Annotated in this window: 19 protein-coding genes; 3 read left to right on the top strand and 16 right to left on the bottom strand. The window is 67.6% G+C overall.

What is annotated here, in order from left to right:
* The first annotated feature begins 11 nt into the window (after positions 1 to 11).
* Positions 12 to 896: a LysR substrate-binding domain-containing protein gene (locus WH265_RS13510; RefSeq protein ID WP_339558616.1), complete on the top strand. Its 885-nt coding sequence runs from the start codon at positions 12 to 14 to the stop codon at positions 894 to 896.
* A 15-nt stretch (positions 897 to 911) separates the two neighbouring features.
* On the opposite strand, the gene WH265_RS13505 is transcribed toward WH265_RS13510, so the two are convergent.
* The 3 genes from WH265_RS13505 to WH265_RS13495 form a co-directional block, all read right to left on the bottom strand.
* Positions 912 to 1,487, bottom strand: a complete 576-nt coding sequence (locus tag WH265_RS13505) for a DUF2721 domain-containing protein (protein WP_339520586.1) — start codon at positions 1,485 to 1,487, stop codon at positions 912 to 914.
* A 172-nt stretch (positions 1,488 to 1,659) separates the two neighbouring features.
* Positions 1,660 to 1,875: a SlyX family protein gene (locus WH265_RS13500; RefSeq protein WP_312989810.1), complete on the bottom strand. Its 216-nt coding sequence runs from the start codon at positions 1,873 to 1,875 to the stop codon at positions 1,660 to 1,662.
* 92 nt (positions 1,876 to 1,967) lie between these two features.
* Positions 1,968 to 3,164: an aminotransferase-like domain-containing protein gene (locus WH265_RS13495; protein WP_339558615.1), complete on the bottom strand. Its 1,197-nt coding sequence runs from the start codon at positions 3,162 to 3,164 to the stop codon at positions 1,968 to 1,970.
* A 160-nt stretch (positions 3,165 to 3,324) separates the two neighbouring features.
* Between WH265_RS13495 and WH265_RS13490 the strand changes: the two genes are divergently transcribed.
* Positions 3,325 to 4,362 carry a lipoprotein N-acyltransferase Lnb domain-containing protein gene (locus WH265_RS13490; RefSeq protein WP_339558614.1) on the top strand — a complete coding sequence of 346 codons (1,038 nt, stop codon included), beginning with the start codon at positions 3,325 to 3,327 and terminating at the stop codon, positions 4,360 to 4,362.
* Positions 4,363 to 4,422: 60 nt separating this feature from the next.
* The gene (gene nth, locus WH265_RS13485; protein ID WP_021025179.1) at positions 4,423 to 5,076 is read left to right on the top strand and encodes an endonuclease III; all 654 of its coding nucleotides are present in this window, start codon (positions 4,423 to 4,425) and stop codon (positions 5,074 to 5,076) included.
* Between the two features lie 15 nt (positions 5,077 to 5,091).
* Here the strand turns inward: nth and cobT are convergent, their stop codons facing one another.
* From cobT to WH265_RS13420, 13 genes are all read right to left on the bottom strand, one after another.
* A complete protein-coding gene (gene cobT / locus WH265_RS13480; RefSeq protein WP_339558613.1) occupies positions 5,092 to 6,174 on the bottom strand; it encodes a nicotinate-nucleotide--dimethylbenzimidazole phosphoribosyltransferase in 1,083 nt (360 codons plus the stop codon).
* 149 nt (positions 6,175 to 6,323) lie between these two features.
* A complete protein-coding gene (locus WH265_RS13475) occupies positions 6,324 to 6,761 on the bottom strand; it encodes a hypothetical protein (protein ID WP_339520575.1) in 438 nt (145 codons plus the stop codon).
* Positions 6,762 to 6,893: 132 nt separating this feature from the next.
* On the bottom strand, positions 6,894 to 8,348 hold the full coding sequence (locus WH265_RS13470) for a cobyric acid synthase (RefSeq protein ID WP_339558612.1): 1,455 nt from the start codon (positions 8,346 to 8,348) through the stop codon (positions 6,894 to 6,896).
* Positions 8,345 to 8,749, bottom strand: coding sequence for a DUF3037 domain-containing protein (locus tag WH265_RS13465; protein ID WP_312989815.1), 405 nt, complete (start codon positions 8,747 to 8,749; stop codon positions 8,345 to 8,347). The genes WH265_RS13470 and WH265_RS13465 overlap by 4 nt, the downstream gene beginning before the upstream one ends.
* The gene (locus WH265_RS13460; protein WP_339558741.1) at positions 8,736 to 9,521 is read right to left on the bottom strand and encodes a HipA family kinase; all 786 of its coding nucleotides are present in this window, start codon (positions 9,519 to 9,521) and stop codon (positions 8,736 to 8,738) included. The genes WH265_RS13465 and WH265_RS13460 overlap by 14 nt, the downstream gene beginning before the upstream one ends.
* Positions 9,522 to 9,573: 52 nt before the next feature.
* A complete protein-coding gene (locus WH265_RS13455; RefSeq protein WP_339558611.1) occupies positions 9,574 to 10,575 on the bottom strand; it encodes an aminotransferase class I/II-fold pyridoxal phosphate-dependent enzyme in 1,002 nt (333 codons plus the stop codon).
* Positions 10,568 to 11,662, bottom strand: coding sequence for an adenosylcobinamide-phosphate synthase CbiB (gene cbiB / locus WH265_RS13450; protein ID WP_339558610.1), 1,095 nt, complete (start codon positions 11,660 to 11,662; stop codon positions 10,568 to 10,570). Before cbiB ends, WH265_RS13455 begins: the two co-directional genes overlap by 8 nt.
* Entirely contained in the window at positions 11,659 to 12,360 is a 702-nt protein-coding gene (gene bluB, locus WH265_RS13445) for a 5,6-dimethylbenzimidazole synthase (protein WP_339558609.1), read from the bottom strand. Before bluB ends, cbiB begins: the two co-directional genes overlap by 4 nt.
* A gap of 22 nt (positions 12,361 to 12,382) precedes the next feature.
* On the bottom strand, positions 12,383 to 12,952 hold the full coding sequence (cobO, locus tag WH265_RS13440; protein WP_021026297.1) for a cob(I)yrinic acid a,c-diamide adenosyltransferase: 570 nt from the start codon (positions 12,950 to 12,952) through the stop codon (positions 12,383 to 12,385).
* A 74-nt stretch (positions 12,953 to 13,026) separates the two neighbouring features.
* The gene (locus WH265_RS13435) at positions 13,027 to 13,827 is read right to left on the bottom strand and encodes an ABC transporter ATP-binding protein (protein WP_339558608.1); all 801 of its coding nucleotides are present in this window, start codon (positions 13,825 to 13,827) and stop codon (positions 13,027 to 13,029) included.
* Entirely contained in the window at positions 13,827 to 14,804 is a 978-nt protein-coding gene (locus WH265_RS13430) for a FecCD family ABC transporter permease (RefSeq protein WP_339558740.1), read from the bottom strand. Before WH265_RS13430 ends, WH265_RS13435 begins: the two co-directional genes overlap by 1 nt.
* A gap of 77 nt (positions 14,805 to 14,881) precedes the next feature.
* Positions 14,882 to 15,868 carry an ABC transporter substrate-binding protein gene (locus WH265_RS13425; RefSeq protein WP_339558607.1) on the bottom strand — a complete coding sequence of 329 codons (987 nt, stop codon included), beginning with the start codon at positions 15,866 to 15,868 and terminating at the stop codon, positions 14,882 to 14,884.
* Positions 15,869 to 15,879: 11 nt separating this feature from the next.
* Positions 15,880 to 16,467 (bottom strand): bifunctional adenosylcobinamide kinase/adenosylcobinamide-phosphate guanylyltransferase, encoded by a 588-nt coding sequence (locus WH265_RS13420; RefSeq protein ID WP_339558606.1) that lies wholly within the window; start codon positions 16,465 to 16,467, stop codon positions 15,880 to 15,882.
* Between the last annotated feature and the right edge of the window lie 6 nt (positions 16,468 to 16,473).

The raw sequence follows: 16,473 nt of genomic DNA, 5'->3' as shown, positions 1-16,473 counted from the left end.
AGGAATCCACCATGGATCTGCGCGCGCTGCGTTATTTTGTCGAGGTGGTCCAGCGCAACAGCTTCACCCGTGCGGCAGAGGCGCTGTATGTCACCCAGCCGACCATCAGCAAGATGGTCAAGAGCCTCGAAGACGAGCTGGGCGGGCCCTTGCTGCTGCGCGAAGGCCGCCATGTGCGGCTGACCGATGCCGGGCGCGTGGTGTTTGAGCGGGGCCAGGCGCTGCTGCAGGACGCCAGCCGCCTGCGCCAGGAAGTGGCCGAGGTCGATGGCATTGGGCGCGGCACGCTCAGCGTGGGCGTGTCACCCACCACGGGCCACTACATGGCGCCCATCTTTGCGCAGTACCGCCAGCGCTACCCGGGCGTGCAGCTGCAGCTGCATGAGCGCGGCGCGCGGGCGCTGGAGCAAGCGGTGACGGATGGCGAGATTGACCTGGCCATGGGCCTGCTGCGTGCAGGCAGCCCCTTGGCCAGCCTGCGCATTCAGACCCACCATACCGTGGCCGTTTTTGCCCATGCGCGCGCGCCCCAGGGCTTGAGCCAGGTGCGTTGGAGCGACCTGGCGGCCCTGCCCTTTGTGATGTACGAGAGCGACTTTGCGCTGTATGAGGGCGTGCAGGGCTGCTGTGCGCAGGCCGGCTTTGTGCCGCAGATTGCGCTGCAAAGCCGCTACTGGGATTTGATTGGCGACCTGGTCGCCGCCGATGCGGGCATTGCCATCATGTTCGACCATGTGGCCAGCCGCTTTGACCCGGCCCAGGTGCGCTGCCTGCCCGTGGTCGAGCCCGCGCTGAGCCACGACTTTGGCCTCACCTGGCGGCCTCGGGATCTGTCCAAGGCGGCCAGCGCCTGGCTGGCGCTATGCCAGGCGCGCTATCCGCAGGCCCAGCCCTGAACCTGGGACACAGCCTCAGACCTGGGGCATGAAGGCATCCTGGCGGCTGGGCTCGGTGGCCGCTTTGCGCGGGGTCGCACTGGCCGCCGCACCAGCCGCCGCATTGGACGCGGCCATGCAGGGAATCGTGGCCGGCTGGCGCAGCGGGTGGAAGTTCAGCAGCTGCGTGGCCATCATGGTCTCGACCATGAAGCAGCACAGCGCCGAGACAAAGCTGACCACGCCCAGGCCAAAGCTGAACATGGCGGCCAGCGACCAGCTGTTGGCGTCGATCTCGGTCTTGGTGGTCTGGCCGACGAAGAGCAGGATGATGGTCAGCGCAATCAAGGCGCCGCACAAGGTCAGCAAACCAATGCAGAGGTTGGCCAGGCGCCCGCGCCGGCGCAGAAAGTTCAGCTCCAGCAAGGAGCGCTGCACATAGTCCTCGTCCTTGGACGCCATCATGCGGTCTTCCAGCACACGGCCCCGGTCGATGATGCGCGCCAGCCGGCCGGCGACGGCGCCAATCATGCCCGCCACCCCGGTGAGAAAGAAAACGGGAGCCACAGCCAGCTGGATGCTGTGGGTGATGTTGCTGACGTCGATGGACATGGTGTTAGGGCAGAGAGGGTGGACAAACTGCGCGGCAGCACACGCCTTGTGCGGGCTGCAGCGCCTGCGATGAACACTGCAAAATTCAAGCCAACATTCTCGCACCAAATAGGTGCAAACCCTAATACCTTTTCTGCCCCGTTTCTGGGCTGATTTGCAGCAAATTGTGTGCTCAGTAGTGCGGCGGCAGCTCGTCGCGTGCACCTGGCGCAACAGATCCAGTCTCGGGCATGCGCTGCTGCAGGTCCTTGACCAGGTGCAGCAGGCGGTCGATCTGCTGCTGTTGCTTGTAGATCGTCAGGTTGAGCTCTTCGAGCAGGTCATCGGCATAGGCCGCCTTGATCTCCAAGGCTTCAAGGCGCTGCTGCAGGGGTTCGAGGGTGGACATGGCGGCTCCTGGCTAAAAAAGGGGCGGGCGAGGCAAAGAATAACGCCGGCATGTGACAGCGCACATGCCGGCGTTGGGGATGTCGACAACGCTTACAGCGCCTTGGCCAGACGGGCAATGCCCTCTTCGATGCGGGCAATATCAGCGGTGGCAAAGGACAGGCGCAGGGTCGAGGTATCGGGGTTCTGCGCAAAGAACGGCGTGCCGGGCACAAAGGCCACGCCCTGCTCGATGGCGCGCTTGGCCAGCGCATTGCCGTCCTTCTCCTGGCCACGGGCGCCCGTCAGCTGCACCCAGATGAACATGCCGCCCAGCGGCTGCACAAAGCGCACCGCATCGCCCAGCTGGCTGCGCAGGCCCTCGCCCATGGCCTTGCTGCGCGCTGCATACGTCGTGCGCACGCGGTCCAGGGTGGCGGGCATGCGGCCGGCTTTGAGGTACTGCGCGGCGGTGGCCTGGCTGAAGGTGCTGGTATGGGCATCGCTGAACTGCTTGCACATGACGCACTTGCCCAGCAGCTCGGCCGGCGCAATCAGCCAGCCCAGGCGCAGGCCGGGGCTGAGCACCTTGCTCATGCTGCCGCAGTGGGCCAAGTAGTCACGGCTGCCGGGCACGCTGTCCGACAGCGCCAGCATGCTGGGCGGCGGTGGCGCATCAAAGTACAGGTCGCCATAGGGATCGTCCTCGACCACCAGGGTCTGGTGGCGCACGGCCATCTCCAGAATCTGGCGGCGGCGCTCCAGGCTCAGCAGCGCGCCGCTGGGGTTGCCAAAGGTGGGAATCAGGTAGACCAGCTTGGGCTGGTGCTCGGCAATCAGCTGCTCCAGCGCCTCGGGGATGACGCCGTTCTCATCGGTGGGGGCGCTGATGACTTCGGCGCCATAGAGGCGGAAGCACTGGATCGTCGCCAAAAAGGTCGGGCCCTCGACGATCACCTTGTCGCCGGGCGAGATCATCGTCTTGCCCAGCAGGTCCAGCGCCTGCTGGCTGCCGGTGGTGACGATCAGCTGCTCGGGCGCCAGCGACTGCACGCCCTTGGCGGCCATCAGGCCCACGATCTGCTCGCGAAACGGCTGGTAGCCCTCGGTCGCACCGTACTGCAGCGCGGCACCCGGCTCCTCGGTCAGCGCCGCATTGGCGGCCTCGCGCACCCCTTCCACATCGAACATGGCTGCATCCGGAAAGCCCCCGGCAAAACTGATGATGCCGGGCTTGCCCAGCAGCTTGAACAGTTCACGGATGGCGGACGTCTCGACATTGTCGAGGCGGGAGGCAAAGCGCAGTGTCATGGAGTGTTCTCTCAAATCAAAAAAGCGCAGCCAGGTCGAGCGACCGGCCGCCCTGGCATTTTGCTACTTTTTACCGGCCCCATGCGTCGCTCTGGCATCCCTGAGCCCGCCATTGGCCCCTCCTATCGACTATGCTTGCGGTCCAAAGGATTTTGTCACCATGCGCATCGCCGCTTTCTTCATTGTTTTGGTCAAATTGCTGGCCTCGCTGCTCATGCTTGCGGGCGTTGTCTGGGCCTGCGGGGCGCTGTGGTTTCAGCTGGCGCAGTCGGTCAAGTCGGGCTCGGCCCGGGGCTTGCTGCTGGGGGTCTGGGTGGGGGTGGGCCTGTACTGCATCTACCTGCTGTGGCAGCAGCGTGCGCCCCGGGGCCTGCTGATCTATGGGCTGCTGTTGGCAGCCATCCTCGCCTGGTGGGCCAGCATCCAGCCGTCCAACACGCGCAAATGGGCGCCCGATGTGGCCCAGCAGCTGTCGGGCACGGTCCAGGGTGACCTGGTGCAGCTGCACAATGTGCGCAATTTTGACTGGCAGACCGCGAGCAAGGCAACGGCGCGCTGGGAAGACCGCAACTACGACCTGCGCCAGCTCGTCTCGGTGGACATGAGCACCTCGTACTGGATGGGCCCGGCCATTGCCCACACCCTGGTGTCCTTTGGCTTTGACGACGGCAAGGGCCCGCGTCGCTACCTGACCTTCTCGGTGGAGATCCGCAAGGAGCGCGGCGAGCAGTTCTCGGCCGTAGGTGGCTTTTTCAAGCAGTTCGAGCAAAGCCTGGTCGCAGCCGATGAGCGCGACATCCTGCGCGTACGCAGCAATATGCGCGGCGAAGAGGTCTACCTCTACAGCGTGGCCATGCCGCGCGCTGCGATGCGCTCGCTGTTCATCGCCTATGTGGACAAGGCCAATGCGCTGGTCGAGAAGCCGCAGTTCTACCACACGCTGTTTGCCAACTGCACCACCATCGTGTTCGAGATGGTGCGGCGCATTGTGCCGGGCCTGCCGATGGACTGGCGCCTGCTGGCCAGCGGCTACCTGCCCCAGTATGTGGACAGCCTGGGCGCCCTCGCCCGCCCGAATGACTTTGAGGCCATCCATGAGGCGGCCCACATCAACGCCCGCGCCAAGGCCGTGCGCCCGGGTGAGGATTTCTCGGCCGCCATCCGCCAGGGCGTGCCGCAGGCGCCGCTGCAGCCCTGATGCAGGGACCCAGGCTCGGACCTTGCCAGATAATGGCAGCCGAGCCTGCACAACCACACGATGAAAACCGCTGATATCCAACCCTTCTTCGCCACCTTGAAGGCGGCCAATCCTTCACCCCAGACCGAGCTGGAATACACCTCGGTGTTTGAGCTGCTCGCCGCCGTGCTGCTGTCGGCCCAGGCGACCGATGTGGGGGTCAACAAGGCCACCCGCAAACTCTTTCCGGTCGCCAACACGCCCCAGGCCATGCTGGCGCTGGGGTTGGAAGGCCTGGAGGGCTATATCAAGACCATCGGCCTGTACCGCAGCAAGGCCAAGCACCTGATGGAGACCTGCCGCATTCTGGTGGAACGCCATGGCGGCCAGGTGCCCGATACGCGCGAGGCGCTCGAAGCCCTGCCCGGCGTGGGCCGCAAGACGGCCAATGTGGTGCTCAATGTGGCCTTTGGCCAGCCCACCATGGCGGTGGACACCCATATCTTCCGCGTCAGCAACCGCACCGGTCTGGCACCCGGCAAGAACCCGCTGGAAGTGGAAAAGCAGCTGATGCAGCGCGTGCCCGATGACTACGCCGTCGATTCGCACCACTGGCTGATCCTGCTGGGCCGCTATGTCTGCCAGGCGCGCAAGCCGCGCTGCTGGGAATGCCTGGTCAGCGGCTACTGCGATTTCTCGCCCAAGACGCCGCCACCGCAAGGCGCGCTGCGCTGATCGCAGCGGCAGGCATCAAGAGCTGCTCTGGGTGCTGACCCCGGCCGACGCAAAGCTGGCCATGTCGCGCAGCATTGCGCAGGCCGACTCCAGCAGCGGCCAGGCCAGCGCCGCACCGGAGCCCTCGCCCAGGCGCAGTTGCCAGTCAAGCAAAGGCTGGGCCTGCAAGGCCGCCAGCAAATGGCTGTGGCCGGGCTCGCCCGAGCGATGGGCATAGACGCAGCGCTCCAGCACCGCCGGCTGCAGGCGCGAGGCCACCAGCACGGCAGCGCTGGTGATAAAGCCATCGACCACGATCACGCGGCGCTCCAGCGCAGCCTGCAGCACCGCGCCCACCATGGTGGCCACTTCGAGCCCGCCCATCGCGGCCAGCACGGCCAGGGGCTCGTGCACATCGGCATGGCGCGCCAGTACCCGGCGCAACACGGCGGCCTTGCGCGCCACGCCCTCGCCGCTCAGCCCGGTACCTGCGCCAGTGACGGTTTCCACATCCAGGTTGCACAGCCGCGCCAACAGCAGCGATGCGCTGGAGGTATTGCCAATGCCCATCTCGCCCAGCAGCAAGGCATTGCCGGGCAAGGCCTGTAGCAAAGCGCGGCCATTGGCAATGGCCGCGTCGCACTGCGCCATGTCCATCGCCGGGCCCAGGCTGCTGTCTTGCGTGCCCGGAGCCACCTTGCGCAGCCACAGGCGGGGCGCGCCTGTGGGCAGCGCATCGGTCTGGGGTGCAAAATCGCGGGCCACGCCGCAATCGACCACATTCAGCGCCACGCCATGCTGGCGTGAGAGCACACTCACCGCCGCCCCGCCGGCCAGAAAATTGCCCACCATCTGCCAGGTCACATCGGCCGGGTAGGCCGACACACCCTGCGCCACCAGGCCATGGTCGGCCGCAAACACCACCATCTGGGGATCGGCCAAGCGCGGCTGGGTGCTGCCCAGGATGCAGGCGATGCGCAAAGCCAGCGCTTCCAACAGGCCCAGCGAGCCCAGCGGCTTGGTCTTGTTGTCCAGCAGCTGCTGCACTTGCTGGCGAAAGGCGGCGTCCTCGATCGAGGCAATGGAAGGGATGAGCGGGGAGAACGAGGATTCGGACATGGTCAAGCTAGAGAACGGGGCACGGCGATACGCCAAGCTGCCAGTATCGCGCTGCCCGCCCCGGTTTGCAGCCCGGCGCGCACAAACCATGCAAAAACGCTCTGCGCAGCAAAAGCTGGGCAGAGCGTTGATGGACTAGATGAGTCGGCTTACTTGGCAGGCACCGTATAGGTGTACTCGCGCAAAATGCCACCGCCTTGCACCGAGCCGCTGTCCTGGCCCTGGGCCACGCGGCCTACGCAGGCACGGCGGTCTTCGTCGGTCTTGAAGACGGCGCAGCGTGCGGTGGCGTTCTCACGGAAGCTCGAACCTGGATCGGTCAGCTGGCCCTGGCGTGCGGCCTGGCGCGCAGCAGCTGCTTCACGGGCGTTGGAGCTGCCTTCGGCCACATCGGCGTTGGCGCGGGCATCGCCGCGCGCTTCACCGCGCTTGTGGTGGGCACCGTGCGGGCCATGCGGCATGGGCTTCATGTGCTTGGCAGGCGGTGGTGGAGGGGGCGGTGCCGATTGGGCGCTGGCATAGCCGGCGGTACCCAGCGCGAGGGCCATCGCGGCCATTTGCAAAGACTGGCGGAACATGTTTTTCATAGCGATCATCCTTATCGGTGATGGGAAGCAACACAAACAGCATGCCTGCGCTGCAAGCGCGCCCCTATCGGCCCAATCCGCCAGTGCTTGCAATATTTGGCCTACAGGCAAAGACCCCGCCCACCCAGGGCATCAGGGTAAGCGGTCTCCAAACCACTCGCCCACCCCTTGGGCCATGCGCGCAAACACCTGGTCCAGGCTGGGCGCATCTTGGCCAAACAGCGCATGGATGACAGCGGCATTCTCGAACAGGCCATGCACATAGGTGCCCAGCACCTGCGGCGCCCCGCCCTGCCACAGCAGGCCCGGCAGCAGCTCTTGCGCGGGCTGGGCCGCGCCGGCCTGCATGTCGGCGCGCAGTTCGGTCTGGCCGTGGTGGATTTCATAGCCCGTCACCACCAGGCCGCTCAAGGCCTGCCAGGGCGCTTGTACGGCAGGCAGCAGCAGGCGCGTGGGTTGCACATTCTTTTGCTGGGCAAACAAGGTCACCAAGGGCAGCAGCCCTAAGCCGGCGGCATTGCCGTCCACGCCATGCAGATCGACCAGCGCCTCGCCCAGCATCTGCAGGCCGCCGCAAATACCCAGCACCCGTTTACCGGCCTGGGCATGGCGGACGACGGCCGCATCCAGCCCCTGCTGGCGCATCCAGGCCAAATCGGCAGCGGTGGCCTTGCTGCCGGGCAGAATCACCCAGTCCGCATCGCTCAGCTGCGCGGGCGTGCGGGCCCAGACCACGCGCACGCCAGGCAGCTGCAGCAGCGGCTGGAACTCGTCCAAGTTGCTGATGCGCGGGTAGGCGACGATGGCGATGCAGGTGTGCACCGGCTGCCCGGCACCACCACTGCCCCGGTCATCAAACACGCCGTCTTCCTCGGGCAGGCCGTGCTGGAACTGCATCGGAATGCAGGCCACCGTCGGCACACCGGTCTTGTCTTGCAGCATCTGCGGCGCCGGCGCCAGCAAGGCTGCGTCACCCCGGAACTTGTTCAGCACAAAGCCCTTGATCAGGCCTTGCTCCTCGGACGGCAGCAGTGCCCAGGTGCCGTAGAGGTGGGCGAAGGCCCCGCCCCGGTCGATATCGGCCACCAGCAGGCAGTGGGCATCGCAGTGGCGCGCCACGCGCATATTGACCACATCGCTGCTGTGCAGGTTGATCTCGGCGGGCGACCCTGCCCCCTCGATCACCACCACATCGTTCTCGGCGCGCAGCGCATCGAGCGCCTGCGCGATCTGCGGCCACACTTTAAGGCTGCGGCCGCGCCAGGGCATGTTGGACAGCGCCTCGTCCACCTGGCCAAACAGCACCACCTGGCTGCGGGTATCGGCCTCGGGTTTCAGCAACAACGGGTTCATGCGCACATCGGGCACGGCCCCGGCGGCGAGCGCCTGCAGGTACTGGGCGGTGCCGATCTCGCCCCACTGGCCATCCGGCGTAGCCACCACACGGGCGTTGTTGCTCATGTTCTGCGCCTTGAAGGGCGCCACCTTGTAGCCCTGGGCCCGGTACCAGGCGCACAGCGCCGTGGCCACCCAGCTTTTGCCCGCACCACTGCTGGTGCCCAGCACCATGATGCAGCGCGCGCTCATCGCTGCACGCTGCCCAGCGGCAGCACCATGCGCGCCATGATGCGCTCGAGCGCCGAGCCCGCATCGGTGCACAGGCCCGTGTGCACGGGCGAGGTCTGGATCATGCTGCTGCGCTTGGCGGTAAGCCAGTGGAAGCGCGCGCGGTACGGCAGCTGGCCAATGGGCCCGGCCTCGGGCACGCCGGCGCAAATGGCCACGATGCTGCCCAAGTGGCGGTAGACGGCTTGCAGATCGACTTCGGGATCCAGCGCCAGCAGCCGCGCATCATCCAGTGCGATCGCGGCCTGCAGATAGCCGCTGCGCTGGCAGGACAGGATCACGCCCGCGTTGATGAACTCCTCCCGCTCGACCCGGGGCACCACGCGCACGATAGCGTAGTCATACACATCATGCGCGTGCATCGATGGCTCCTTGCAACCAGCGGCCACGCGCTTGCAGGCGGGCCAGAAAATAATTCACATAGGCGGCGCGGTGCGCCTGCGGATCGGCCAGCAGCGGGCTGTTGCGGTCCTCGGCCGCCTTGGCCAAAAAGCAATCGGGCACCGTGGCCAGAATCGCGCTCAGCACCGGCTCGGTCAGCTGTGCGGCCAGGGCCTCGTCCACCTCGGCCAGCTGGCTGGCCTGGGCCAGCAGCACATGGTCGGCAATCGGCGCAAAGGGCTTGCCCGGGTCGGCTACCGTGCCATCCCAGGCATGGTGGAAGGTCAGGGTCGCGCCATGGTCAATCAGCCAGGGCTTGCGCTGCCACATCAGCATATTGGTGTTGCGGGCCGTGCGGTCCACATTGCTGACCAGCGCATCGAACCAGACCAGGCGCGAGGCGAAGTCGTCGCTGACCGCATCGACGGCCGGGTCAAAATTGACCGAGCCGGGCAGGTAGTCCAGGCCGACATTGAGGCCATCACTGGCCCGGATCAGGTCCTGGATCTCGGGGTCGGGCTCGGTCTGCGCGAGCTTGGCGTGCAGCAGGGCCAGCACCAGCTCGGGCAGCGGCAGGCCCAGCGCGCGGGCGATGCCGCCACAGATGAGCTCGCCCATCAGCGCGCGCACGCCCTGGCCAGCCCCCCGGAACTTGAGCACATACAGGCCCAGATCGTCCGCCTCGACGACGGCCGGCATCGAGCCGCCCTCGCGCAGCGGCGTCACATAGCGCTCCACCAAGACGGTGCGCAGTTGCAAAGTTTGTAAATCCATACCAAATGGTAGCGGTTGCCGCATGTCCTCGCTATGCATCTGCCAGCGACAGCCAGGCCCGCGCCAGCGCCGCCTGCGCCACCGGCGCCATCACGCCCAGGCGCACATGGCCGGGCAGGCCAAAGCTGCGGGCATCGCGCAGCTTGATGCCCTGGCTGCGCAGTGCTGCCAGCCGCGCGGGCAAGTCTGCCTGCGCCAGCGGCAGGCGCGCGACAAAGTAGTTGGCCTGGTGGCCGGGCAGCACCGCCCAGCCCAGGCGTTCGCACAGCGCCAGCTGCCGGCCCTTCCAGTGGCGCAGGGTGTCCAGGCTGCGGGCCAGCCAGGCCTGCACCTCGGGCGTCACCCAGGCCTGCAGCATGGCCACGCCATGGGCGCCCACCACCCAGGAAGGTGCCAGCGTCCGCAGCGCATCGACCTGCGCCTGCGCCGTGTCCTCGGGTGCAATCGCATAGGCAGCGCGGACCCCCGTCATGCCCAGGGCCTTGTTGGGCGTCCACAGCTGCCAGAGCGCGGCCATGTCGCGTGGCGGCGCAGGGCCTTCCAGCCACAGCGGCCGGTAGGCGCAATCCAGCACCAGGCCATGGTGGCTTGCGTCAGCGGGCAAAGCCTGCCACATATCTTCGACCCGGCCCAGTGGACTGGAGGGCTCACAGGCCCAGTGCAGGCCTTCGCCCCAAACCGGGCTGCGGGCGCCGGGGCACAGGCCCCATACTTCGGCCGCCTGGGCGTAGTCGCCATAGCTATGGCGCGGCAGGCTGACCTTGGTGGCGCCCTGGCGCAGCGCATGCTGGGTCAGGCGGTGGATCAGCTCGCTGCTGCTGCCGCCGATAACCAGGCGCTCAGGAGCCACCGCATGGAAGGCCGCCAGCTGCAGGCGCAGCGCCGTGTACTGCGGATCAGGGTACTGCGCCAGGTGCGCAGCCTGCAAGGCCGCCACCGCCTCTGGGCAGGGGCCGCAGGCATTGCGGTTGGTGGAGAAATCATGCGCCGGCACGCCCAAGGCGTCGGTGCCACCATGCTCGTTATCAGCCATGGGCCAAGGCTCCTTGCGCCATTGCGGCGATTGCTATCTTTAGCGCCAAACCCAGGGCCAGCAGCAAGGCGCACAGTGCCTGCGCCCCCACCACCCGGCCGGCCAAGGCCAGCGCCCGCTGTACGTCCAGAGCCTGCGGCGGCCTGCCTTGCGGGTTGAGCTGGTACACACCGGGTTTGGACAGGCGCAGGCCCAGCGCCTGCGCCATCGCCCCCATCGGCCAACCGCCATTGGGCGATGGCGTGACCGCCGCATCGCGCCGCAAGCCGGGCCAGGACAGGCCGCCCGCCAACGCAGCCAACCAGGCTGCGGTGATGCGGGCCGGCAACCAGTTCAGCACATCATCGGCCCGGGCCGCCCATTTCCCCGCCCATTGCCAGTGGCGGCGCTGCGCGCCCTGGCCGCGCCAGCCGGGGTAGCCCCACATCGCATCGGCCGTGTTGGCCAGCCGGTACAGCGCCGCGCCCGGCAGGCCGGCAACGGCAAACCAGAACAGCGGTGCCAGCACCGAATCGCTCAGGTTCTCGGCCAGGGTCTCGATCGCGCTCTCGCGCACTGTCGCAGCATCGAGCTGGGCGGTATCGCGGCTCACCAGCCAGGACAGGCGGGCCCGGCCCGCGTCCAGCGATTCGCCGAGCGCGGCCTCCACCGCCAGCACCTCGCTGCGCAGCATGCGCCAGGACAGCAGCGGTTTGAGCAGTACGCCCGCCCCCACCGCGCCCAGCCACCAGGGCGCCAGCTGCAGCAGCCACTGCAGCGCTGCATAGACCAGCCAGGCGCCAGCGGCCAGCCCACACCAGGCCAGCGCTGCCAGCACAAAGCGCCCGTAGGCGCGCTGCTGCGCCTGGCGCGGCGCAATCGCCTGGCCCAGCAGGCCCAGCAACTTACCCATATAAACCACCGGATGCAGTCGCACCGGCGGCTCGCCCCACAACCAATCGACCAACAAGGCCACCAACACGGCCAGCAAGGCCGCCATCGGCGCCTGCCAGTGCACGGCAGGGCCAGCAGCCGTCAAGGCCTGGACCAGCTGCAGCAGCGGGCTGCCACCGGCCAGCGCCAGCGGCCACAAGCCGCCATCGGTCATGGCTGCGGTCCTTGGTCTGGTTGCCAGCACTCGTCCATCAGCATGTCCTGCAAGGGTGCACGGCTAGCCCAGCGTTCCTGCTGCAGCATCGGCTCGGCATAATAGGCCTCCACAGGGCCCAGGCACAACACAGCCAGCGGGTGCGCGCCGGCAGGCATGGCCAGCAGCTGCGCCAGCGCCTGGGGCTCGAACAGCGAGACCCAGCCCATGCCCAGCCCTTCGGCACGCGCGGCCAGCCAGAGGTTCTGGATCGCGCAGGCGGTGCTGGCGACATCCATCTCGGGCAAGGTGCGGCGGCCAAACACATGGGCCTCGCGCCCGGGCGGCATGGCCACCACCAGCACCTCGGCCGCCTGCAGCACGCCCTGCACCTTGAGCTGCATAAAGTCGGCCTCGCGCGTGCCCAGCGCCTGGGCGGTGCGCAGGCGCTCGTCCTCGACCAGCGCATGGATGCGGCTGCGCATCTGCGCATCGCGCACGCGGATAAAGCGCCAGGGCTGCATAAAGCCGACGCTGGGCGCATGGTGCGCCGCCCGCAGCAGGCGCAGCAGGACAGCATCGTCCACCTGGCCGCCGGCAAAGTGGCGCATGTCGCGCCGCTCATGGATGGCGCGGTAGACGGCCGCGCGCTCGGCCTCGCTGAAGGCGGTGGCGGCAATCGTGGGGGCGTTGGTGGGGGCGGAGTGGGTGTCGCTCATGCCAGCAATCGGCTGCGGGGCCTCAGTCTTCAATGCCGCGCTGCGCCGGGATGCCGGCCTTGAACGCATGCTTGATCAGGGTCATCTCGGTCACGGTGTCGGCCACATCGATGATCTCCTGCGGGCAGCGCCGGCCGGTGATGCAGACATGCACTTCCTTGGGCCGGGCGGCCAAGGTGTCCAGCACCTCCTGCAAGGGCAGCCAGCCATAGATCAGCGGGTAAGTGATCTCGTCGAGCACCACCAGAAAATACGCGCCCGACAGGATGGCCGCCTTGGCCTTTTCCCAACCATCGCGCGCCAGCTGGCCGCTGTGCTCCAGATCGCGGCTCTTCCAGCTGAAGCCATCGCCCAGGCCTTCGACCGGCAGGCCCACCTGCTCGGCCAGGCGGTGCTCGCCAAAACGGGCGGTCGGCACCTTCATGAACTGGTAGACCTTCACCGCCTTGCCCCGGCCCGTCGCGCGGAAGGCCAGGCCAAAGGCCGCCGTGCTCTTGCCCTTGCCGTCACCGGTGTTGACGATCACCAGGCCACGGCGCTCGCCCTCGGGCTTTTCATAAGGCTTTTCGCTGGGTGGCGTTTCAATCTGCATTGGATATCTTTCCTAGTTAGCTTGTGTCTTTGGACCTGGGCCAGGCCCAGCGTCAAGTCAGGTTCAGCTCGCCCTCAAGGGCGAGCAGCGGTGCGCGGCAAGGCCATCCACACGCCATCAATGGCACGCACCTGGATGCGGTGGTCAAACACCGCCTCCAGCGCGGCATGCGTTGCCGGGTCGTCGCAGCGGCCCTGGTGCAGCACCCTGCCCGCCTGCAGCACCAGCATATGGTCGGCCAGCAGCGCCACTGATATCTCGTGGAGCACGCTGACCACGGTGCTGCCCTGGGCGGTCAAGGCCCGCATGCTGTCCACCCAGTCGGTCTGGTGCGGGGGGTCCAGGTTGGCCAGCGGTTCATCCATCAACAGCACGGGGGCCTGCACGGCCATGGCCCGGGCCAGCAGCACGCGCTGGCGCTCGCCGCCCGACAGTTCGGCCACCGGCCGGTGGCGCCAGTCCCAGGCATGCGCTGCACGCAGGCATTGCTCCACCACTGCATGGTCTGCGCCGCTGGGCGCTGCAAACCAGGGCTGGTGCGGCAGGCGGCCGAGCATGGCCACATCCATCACCGTCAGCTCCTGCGTCACCACCTCGCCCTGGCCCAGCCAGGCAAGCGCCTGGGCACGCTGCTTGCGCGGCCAGCGCTGCAAATCCTTGCCCAGCAGCGCCACCTCGCCCTGCAGCTGTGCCGCCGGCCACAGGCCGCCCAGCACCTTGAGCAGGCTGGATTTGCCCGCGCCATTGGGGCCGACAATGCTGGTCCAGCGGCCTTGCGCAAACTGGGCGTTGACGCCTTGCAGAATCGGCCGTGCATGCACGGCGGCGTGGATATTGGTGGCGCTCAGCGCAGGTGTGGTCGCAGTGGTCGGCATCACAGGCCTCCTGCCGATCGGGTGCTGCGGTGCATGCGCCAGAGCAGGTAAGTGCCGCCCAGTGCGGCGGTGAGCACGCCCACCGGCAGCTCTTGCGGCGCCACCAGCCAGCGCGCCAGGATATCCGCGGCCAACAGCAGCACACCGCCCATCGCGGCGGCCAGCACGGTGCTGCGGCCATGGCCCACTTGCACCAGGCTGCGCACCAGGTGCGGGGCGGCCAGGCCCACAAAGGCAATCAGCCCGGTCTGCGCGACCGAGGTACCGGTGGCCAGCGCCAGCACGGCCACCAGGCCATAGCGCAGCGGCGCCAGCGGCAGGCCCAGGCTGGCAGCGGTTGCCTCGCCCAGGGTCAGGCCATCAAGCACCCGCGCACAACACCAGGTGGCCAGCACGCAGACCAGCAGCACGGCGGCCATCAGCGCGCAGCCTTCCCAACCGACAAAGGCCGAGGTGCCCAGGGTGAAGGCCTGCATGGCCTGCAGAATATCGGGGTGGCGCAGCTCCAGCAGATCGCGCATGGCACCCAGCACCACGCCAACAATCACGCCGGCCAGCAGCAGGCGCAAGGTGTTTTGCACATTGCGCGCCAGCACCACCGTCAGCGCCACCGCGCAGGCCGCGCCGACAAAAGCCATGCCGGTCATGCCCAGGCGGTAGAGCAGATTGAGACTGGTGACGGACGAGCCCAGCAGAACCAGGCCCAGCGCACTGCCCAGCGAGGCGCCGGAGGCACTGCCCAGCAAATAGGGATCGGCCAGCGGGTTGCGAAACAGGCCCTGAGCGACAGCTCCCGCCAGGCCCAGCAGGCCACCGGCCAGCCAGGCACCCAAAGAGCGCGGCAGGCGGATATCGACAACGATCTGCCAGGAAGTCGGGTCATCGCGCATGCGCAGCACACTCTCCCAACCGGTGCTGCCCACACTGGCGCCGACGAGCAGCAGCAAGGCGCTGAACACCAGCAGCACCAGCGCCAGCCAGGCACTGCGGCGCAGGCCGGGCGCGGCCTCGCGCTGCGCTGCGGATGCGGGTGCAGAGCTGTGCAAAGCGGCCATCAGCGCGCCACCGCGGCCTTGCCTGGCGCCTTGTCGGCCAGGCAGCGCGCCATCAGCGCGGCGGCCTGGGCCATGCGCGGCCCCGGGCGCACGATCGCATACGACTCTTCATCGCTGAACACGCAGACCCTGCCCGCCTTGACGGCCTGGAGGTTGTTCCAGCCCGGGTAGCTGGTAGCAGCCTGCATGCTGCGGTTGCCCAGCATGATCACATCGGGCTGGGCGCGCAGCAAAAACTCGGGGCTCAACCGGGGAAACGGGCCCAGCTCAGCGGGCACCACATTGTCCACGCCCAGCTGGGTCAGGGTCTCGCCAATAAAGGACTGGGGGCCGGCCGCATAAGGGCCGCGGCTCACCTCAAAGTAGACCCGGGTATGGCGCGTGCGCTCGGGCAGCCCGCGCACCACCGCATCAATGCCCGACTCCAGCGCGCGCCAGACCCGGTCAGCGCCCTGCGCCTGGGGCACGCCCAAGAGCTGGCCCAGGGTGCCCAGCACGCGGTGGATATCGGCCTTGGACTTCACATCGAGCGCCACCACCTTCAGGCCCAGCGCCTGCAAGCGTTCCGCCGCCTTGGAGGCATCGGACAGCAGCACCACATCGGGCTTGAGCGCCACGACCGATTCCACGCTCGGGTCCAGCCCGCCGCCTACCACCGGCAGCTTCTTGACCGAGGCAGGCCAGTCCGAATAGCGGTCCACCCCCACCAGGCGTTCGCACAAACCGAGCGCGCAGGTGCTCTCGGTCAGCGATGGCAAGAGGCTCACGATGCGCTGCGGCGCTTGCGCCAACTGGACCTTGCGGCCCCGGTCATCGACGATGGCCGCGGGCCTGACCAGGTCCTGGTCCTTCCAGACCGGCGCGTTGGCAAAGGGTTGCAGGCGCAGTTCATCCACACTGGCAGACGGTGCCGCTTGGGCCATCGGCAATGCGAGCATCAGCGCTACCCAGGCCAGCGTTTTCCGCAGAAAGGATGGGGGAGCCATCAACAAAGCCATCATTTCATCTGCAGCGGCAAGCCCGCCGCCATCAGTTGTACGCGGTTGCAGGCCGCTGCCGCTTGCTGGTTCAGCAGACCCAGCGCATCGACAAAGGCGCGCACCTCACGGCCCATAGGAATAACGCCCAGGCCAATCTCATTGCTGACCAGAATGATGGGGCCAGTGGCGGACTGCAGGGCTGCGATAAAGGCATCGCACTGGGCCTGCCAGGTCTGCGCAGGCTCAAGCGGTGAGGGCTCCATCGGCATCAACCAGTTGGTGAGCCACAGGGTCAGGCAGTCGACCACCAGCAGGTGTTCGGGCCGGCTGCTCGCCAGCAGCTGCTGGGCCACGTCGCGCGGCGCCTCCACGGTGGCCAGTTGCGGCACGCGGGCGCGGCGGTCTCGCTGGTGGCGCGCAATGCGCTGCTGCATCTCGGCGTCATACGCGGTGCCGGTGGCGACCAGGCTGGCGCTGCGACCGGCACCGGCCTGCAGCCAGGCACGCGCCAGCAGCTCGGCCTGGCGCGATTTGCCCGATTTCTGCCCGCCCAGCAGCAGCAATTTCAGCGGCGCGCCATCAACGTGGAAAAGAGAGTCATCCATGCCGCG

Origin of the sequence: Comamonas sp. MYb396 (assembly GCF_037479555.1) — a bacterium.
GTDB lineage: Bacteria > Pseudomonadota > Gammaproteobacteria > Burkholderiales > Burkholderiaceae_C > Comamonas.
This window is presented reverse-complemented; position numbering and strand designations above follow the sequence as displayed.

Bases quoted from the DNA above. Each gene is read 5' to 3' on its own strand.
- WH265_RS13510 (WP_339558616.1), top strand. From the start codon at position 12: ATGGATCTGCGCGCGCTGCGTTATTTTGTCGAGGTGGTCCAGCGCAAC.
- WH265_RS13505 (WP_339520586.1), bottom strand. From the start codon at position 1,487: ATGTCCATCGACGTCAGCAACATCACCCACAGCATCCAGCTGGCTGTG.
- WH265_RS13500 (WP_312989810.1), bottom strand. From the start codon at position 1,875: ATGTCCACCCTCGAACCCCTGCAGCAGCGCCTTGAAGCCTTGGAGATC.
- WH265_RS13495 (WP_339558615.1), bottom strand. From the start codon at position 3,164: ATGACACTGCGCTTTGCCTCCCGCCTCGACAATGTCGAGACGTCCGCC.
- WH265_RS13490 (WP_339558614.1), top strand. From the start codon at position 3,325: ATGCGCATCGCCGCTTTCTTCATTGTTTTGGTCAAATTGCTGGCCTCG.
- nth (WP_021025179.1), top strand. From the start codon at position 4,423: ATGAAAACCGCTGATATCCAACCCTTCTTCGCCACCTTGAAGGCGGCC.
- cobT (WP_339558613.1), bottom strand. From the start codon at position 6,174: ATGTCCGAATCCTCGTTCTCCCCGCTCATCCCTTCCATTGCCTCGATC.
- WH265_RS13475 (WP_339520575.1), bottom strand. From the start codon at position 6,761: ATGAAAAACATGTTCCGCCAGTCTTTGCAAATGGCCGCGATGGCCCTC.
- WH265_RS13470 (WP_339558612.1), bottom strand. From the start codon at position 8,348: ATGAGCGCGCGCTGCATCATGGTGCTGGGCACCAGCAGTGGTGCGGGC.
- WH265_RS13465 (WP_312989815.1), bottom strand. From the start codon at position 8,749: ATGCACGCGCATGATGTGTATGACTACGCTATCGTGCGCGTGGTGCCC.
- WH265_RS13455 (WP_339558611.1), bottom strand. From the start codon at position 10,575: ATGGCTGATAACGAGCATGGTGGCACCGACGCCTTGGGCGTGCCGGCG.
- cbiB (WP_339558610.1), bottom strand. From the start codon at position 11,662: ATGACCGATGGCGGCTTGTGGCCGCTGGCGCTGGCCGGTGGCAGCCCG.
- bluB (WP_339558609.1), bottom strand. From the start codon at position 12,360: ATGAGCGACACCCACTCCGCCCCCACCAACGCCCCCACGATTGCCGCC.
- cobO (WP_021026297.1), bottom strand. From the start codon at position 12,952: ATGCAGATTGAAACGCCACCCAGCGAAAAGCCTTATGAAAAGCCCGAG.
- WH265_RS13435 (WP_339558608.1), bottom strand. From the start codon at position 13,827: ATGCCGACCACTGCGACCACACCTGCGCTGAGCGCCACCAATATCCAC.
- WH265_RS13425 (WP_339558607.1), bottom strand. From the start codon at position 15,868: ATGGCTCCCCCATCCTTTCTGCGGAAAACGCTGGCCTGGGTAGCGCTG.
- WH265_RS13420 (WP_339558606.1), bottom strand. From the start codon at position 16,467: ATGGATGACTCTCTTTTCCACGTTGATGGCGCGCCGCTGAAATTGCTG.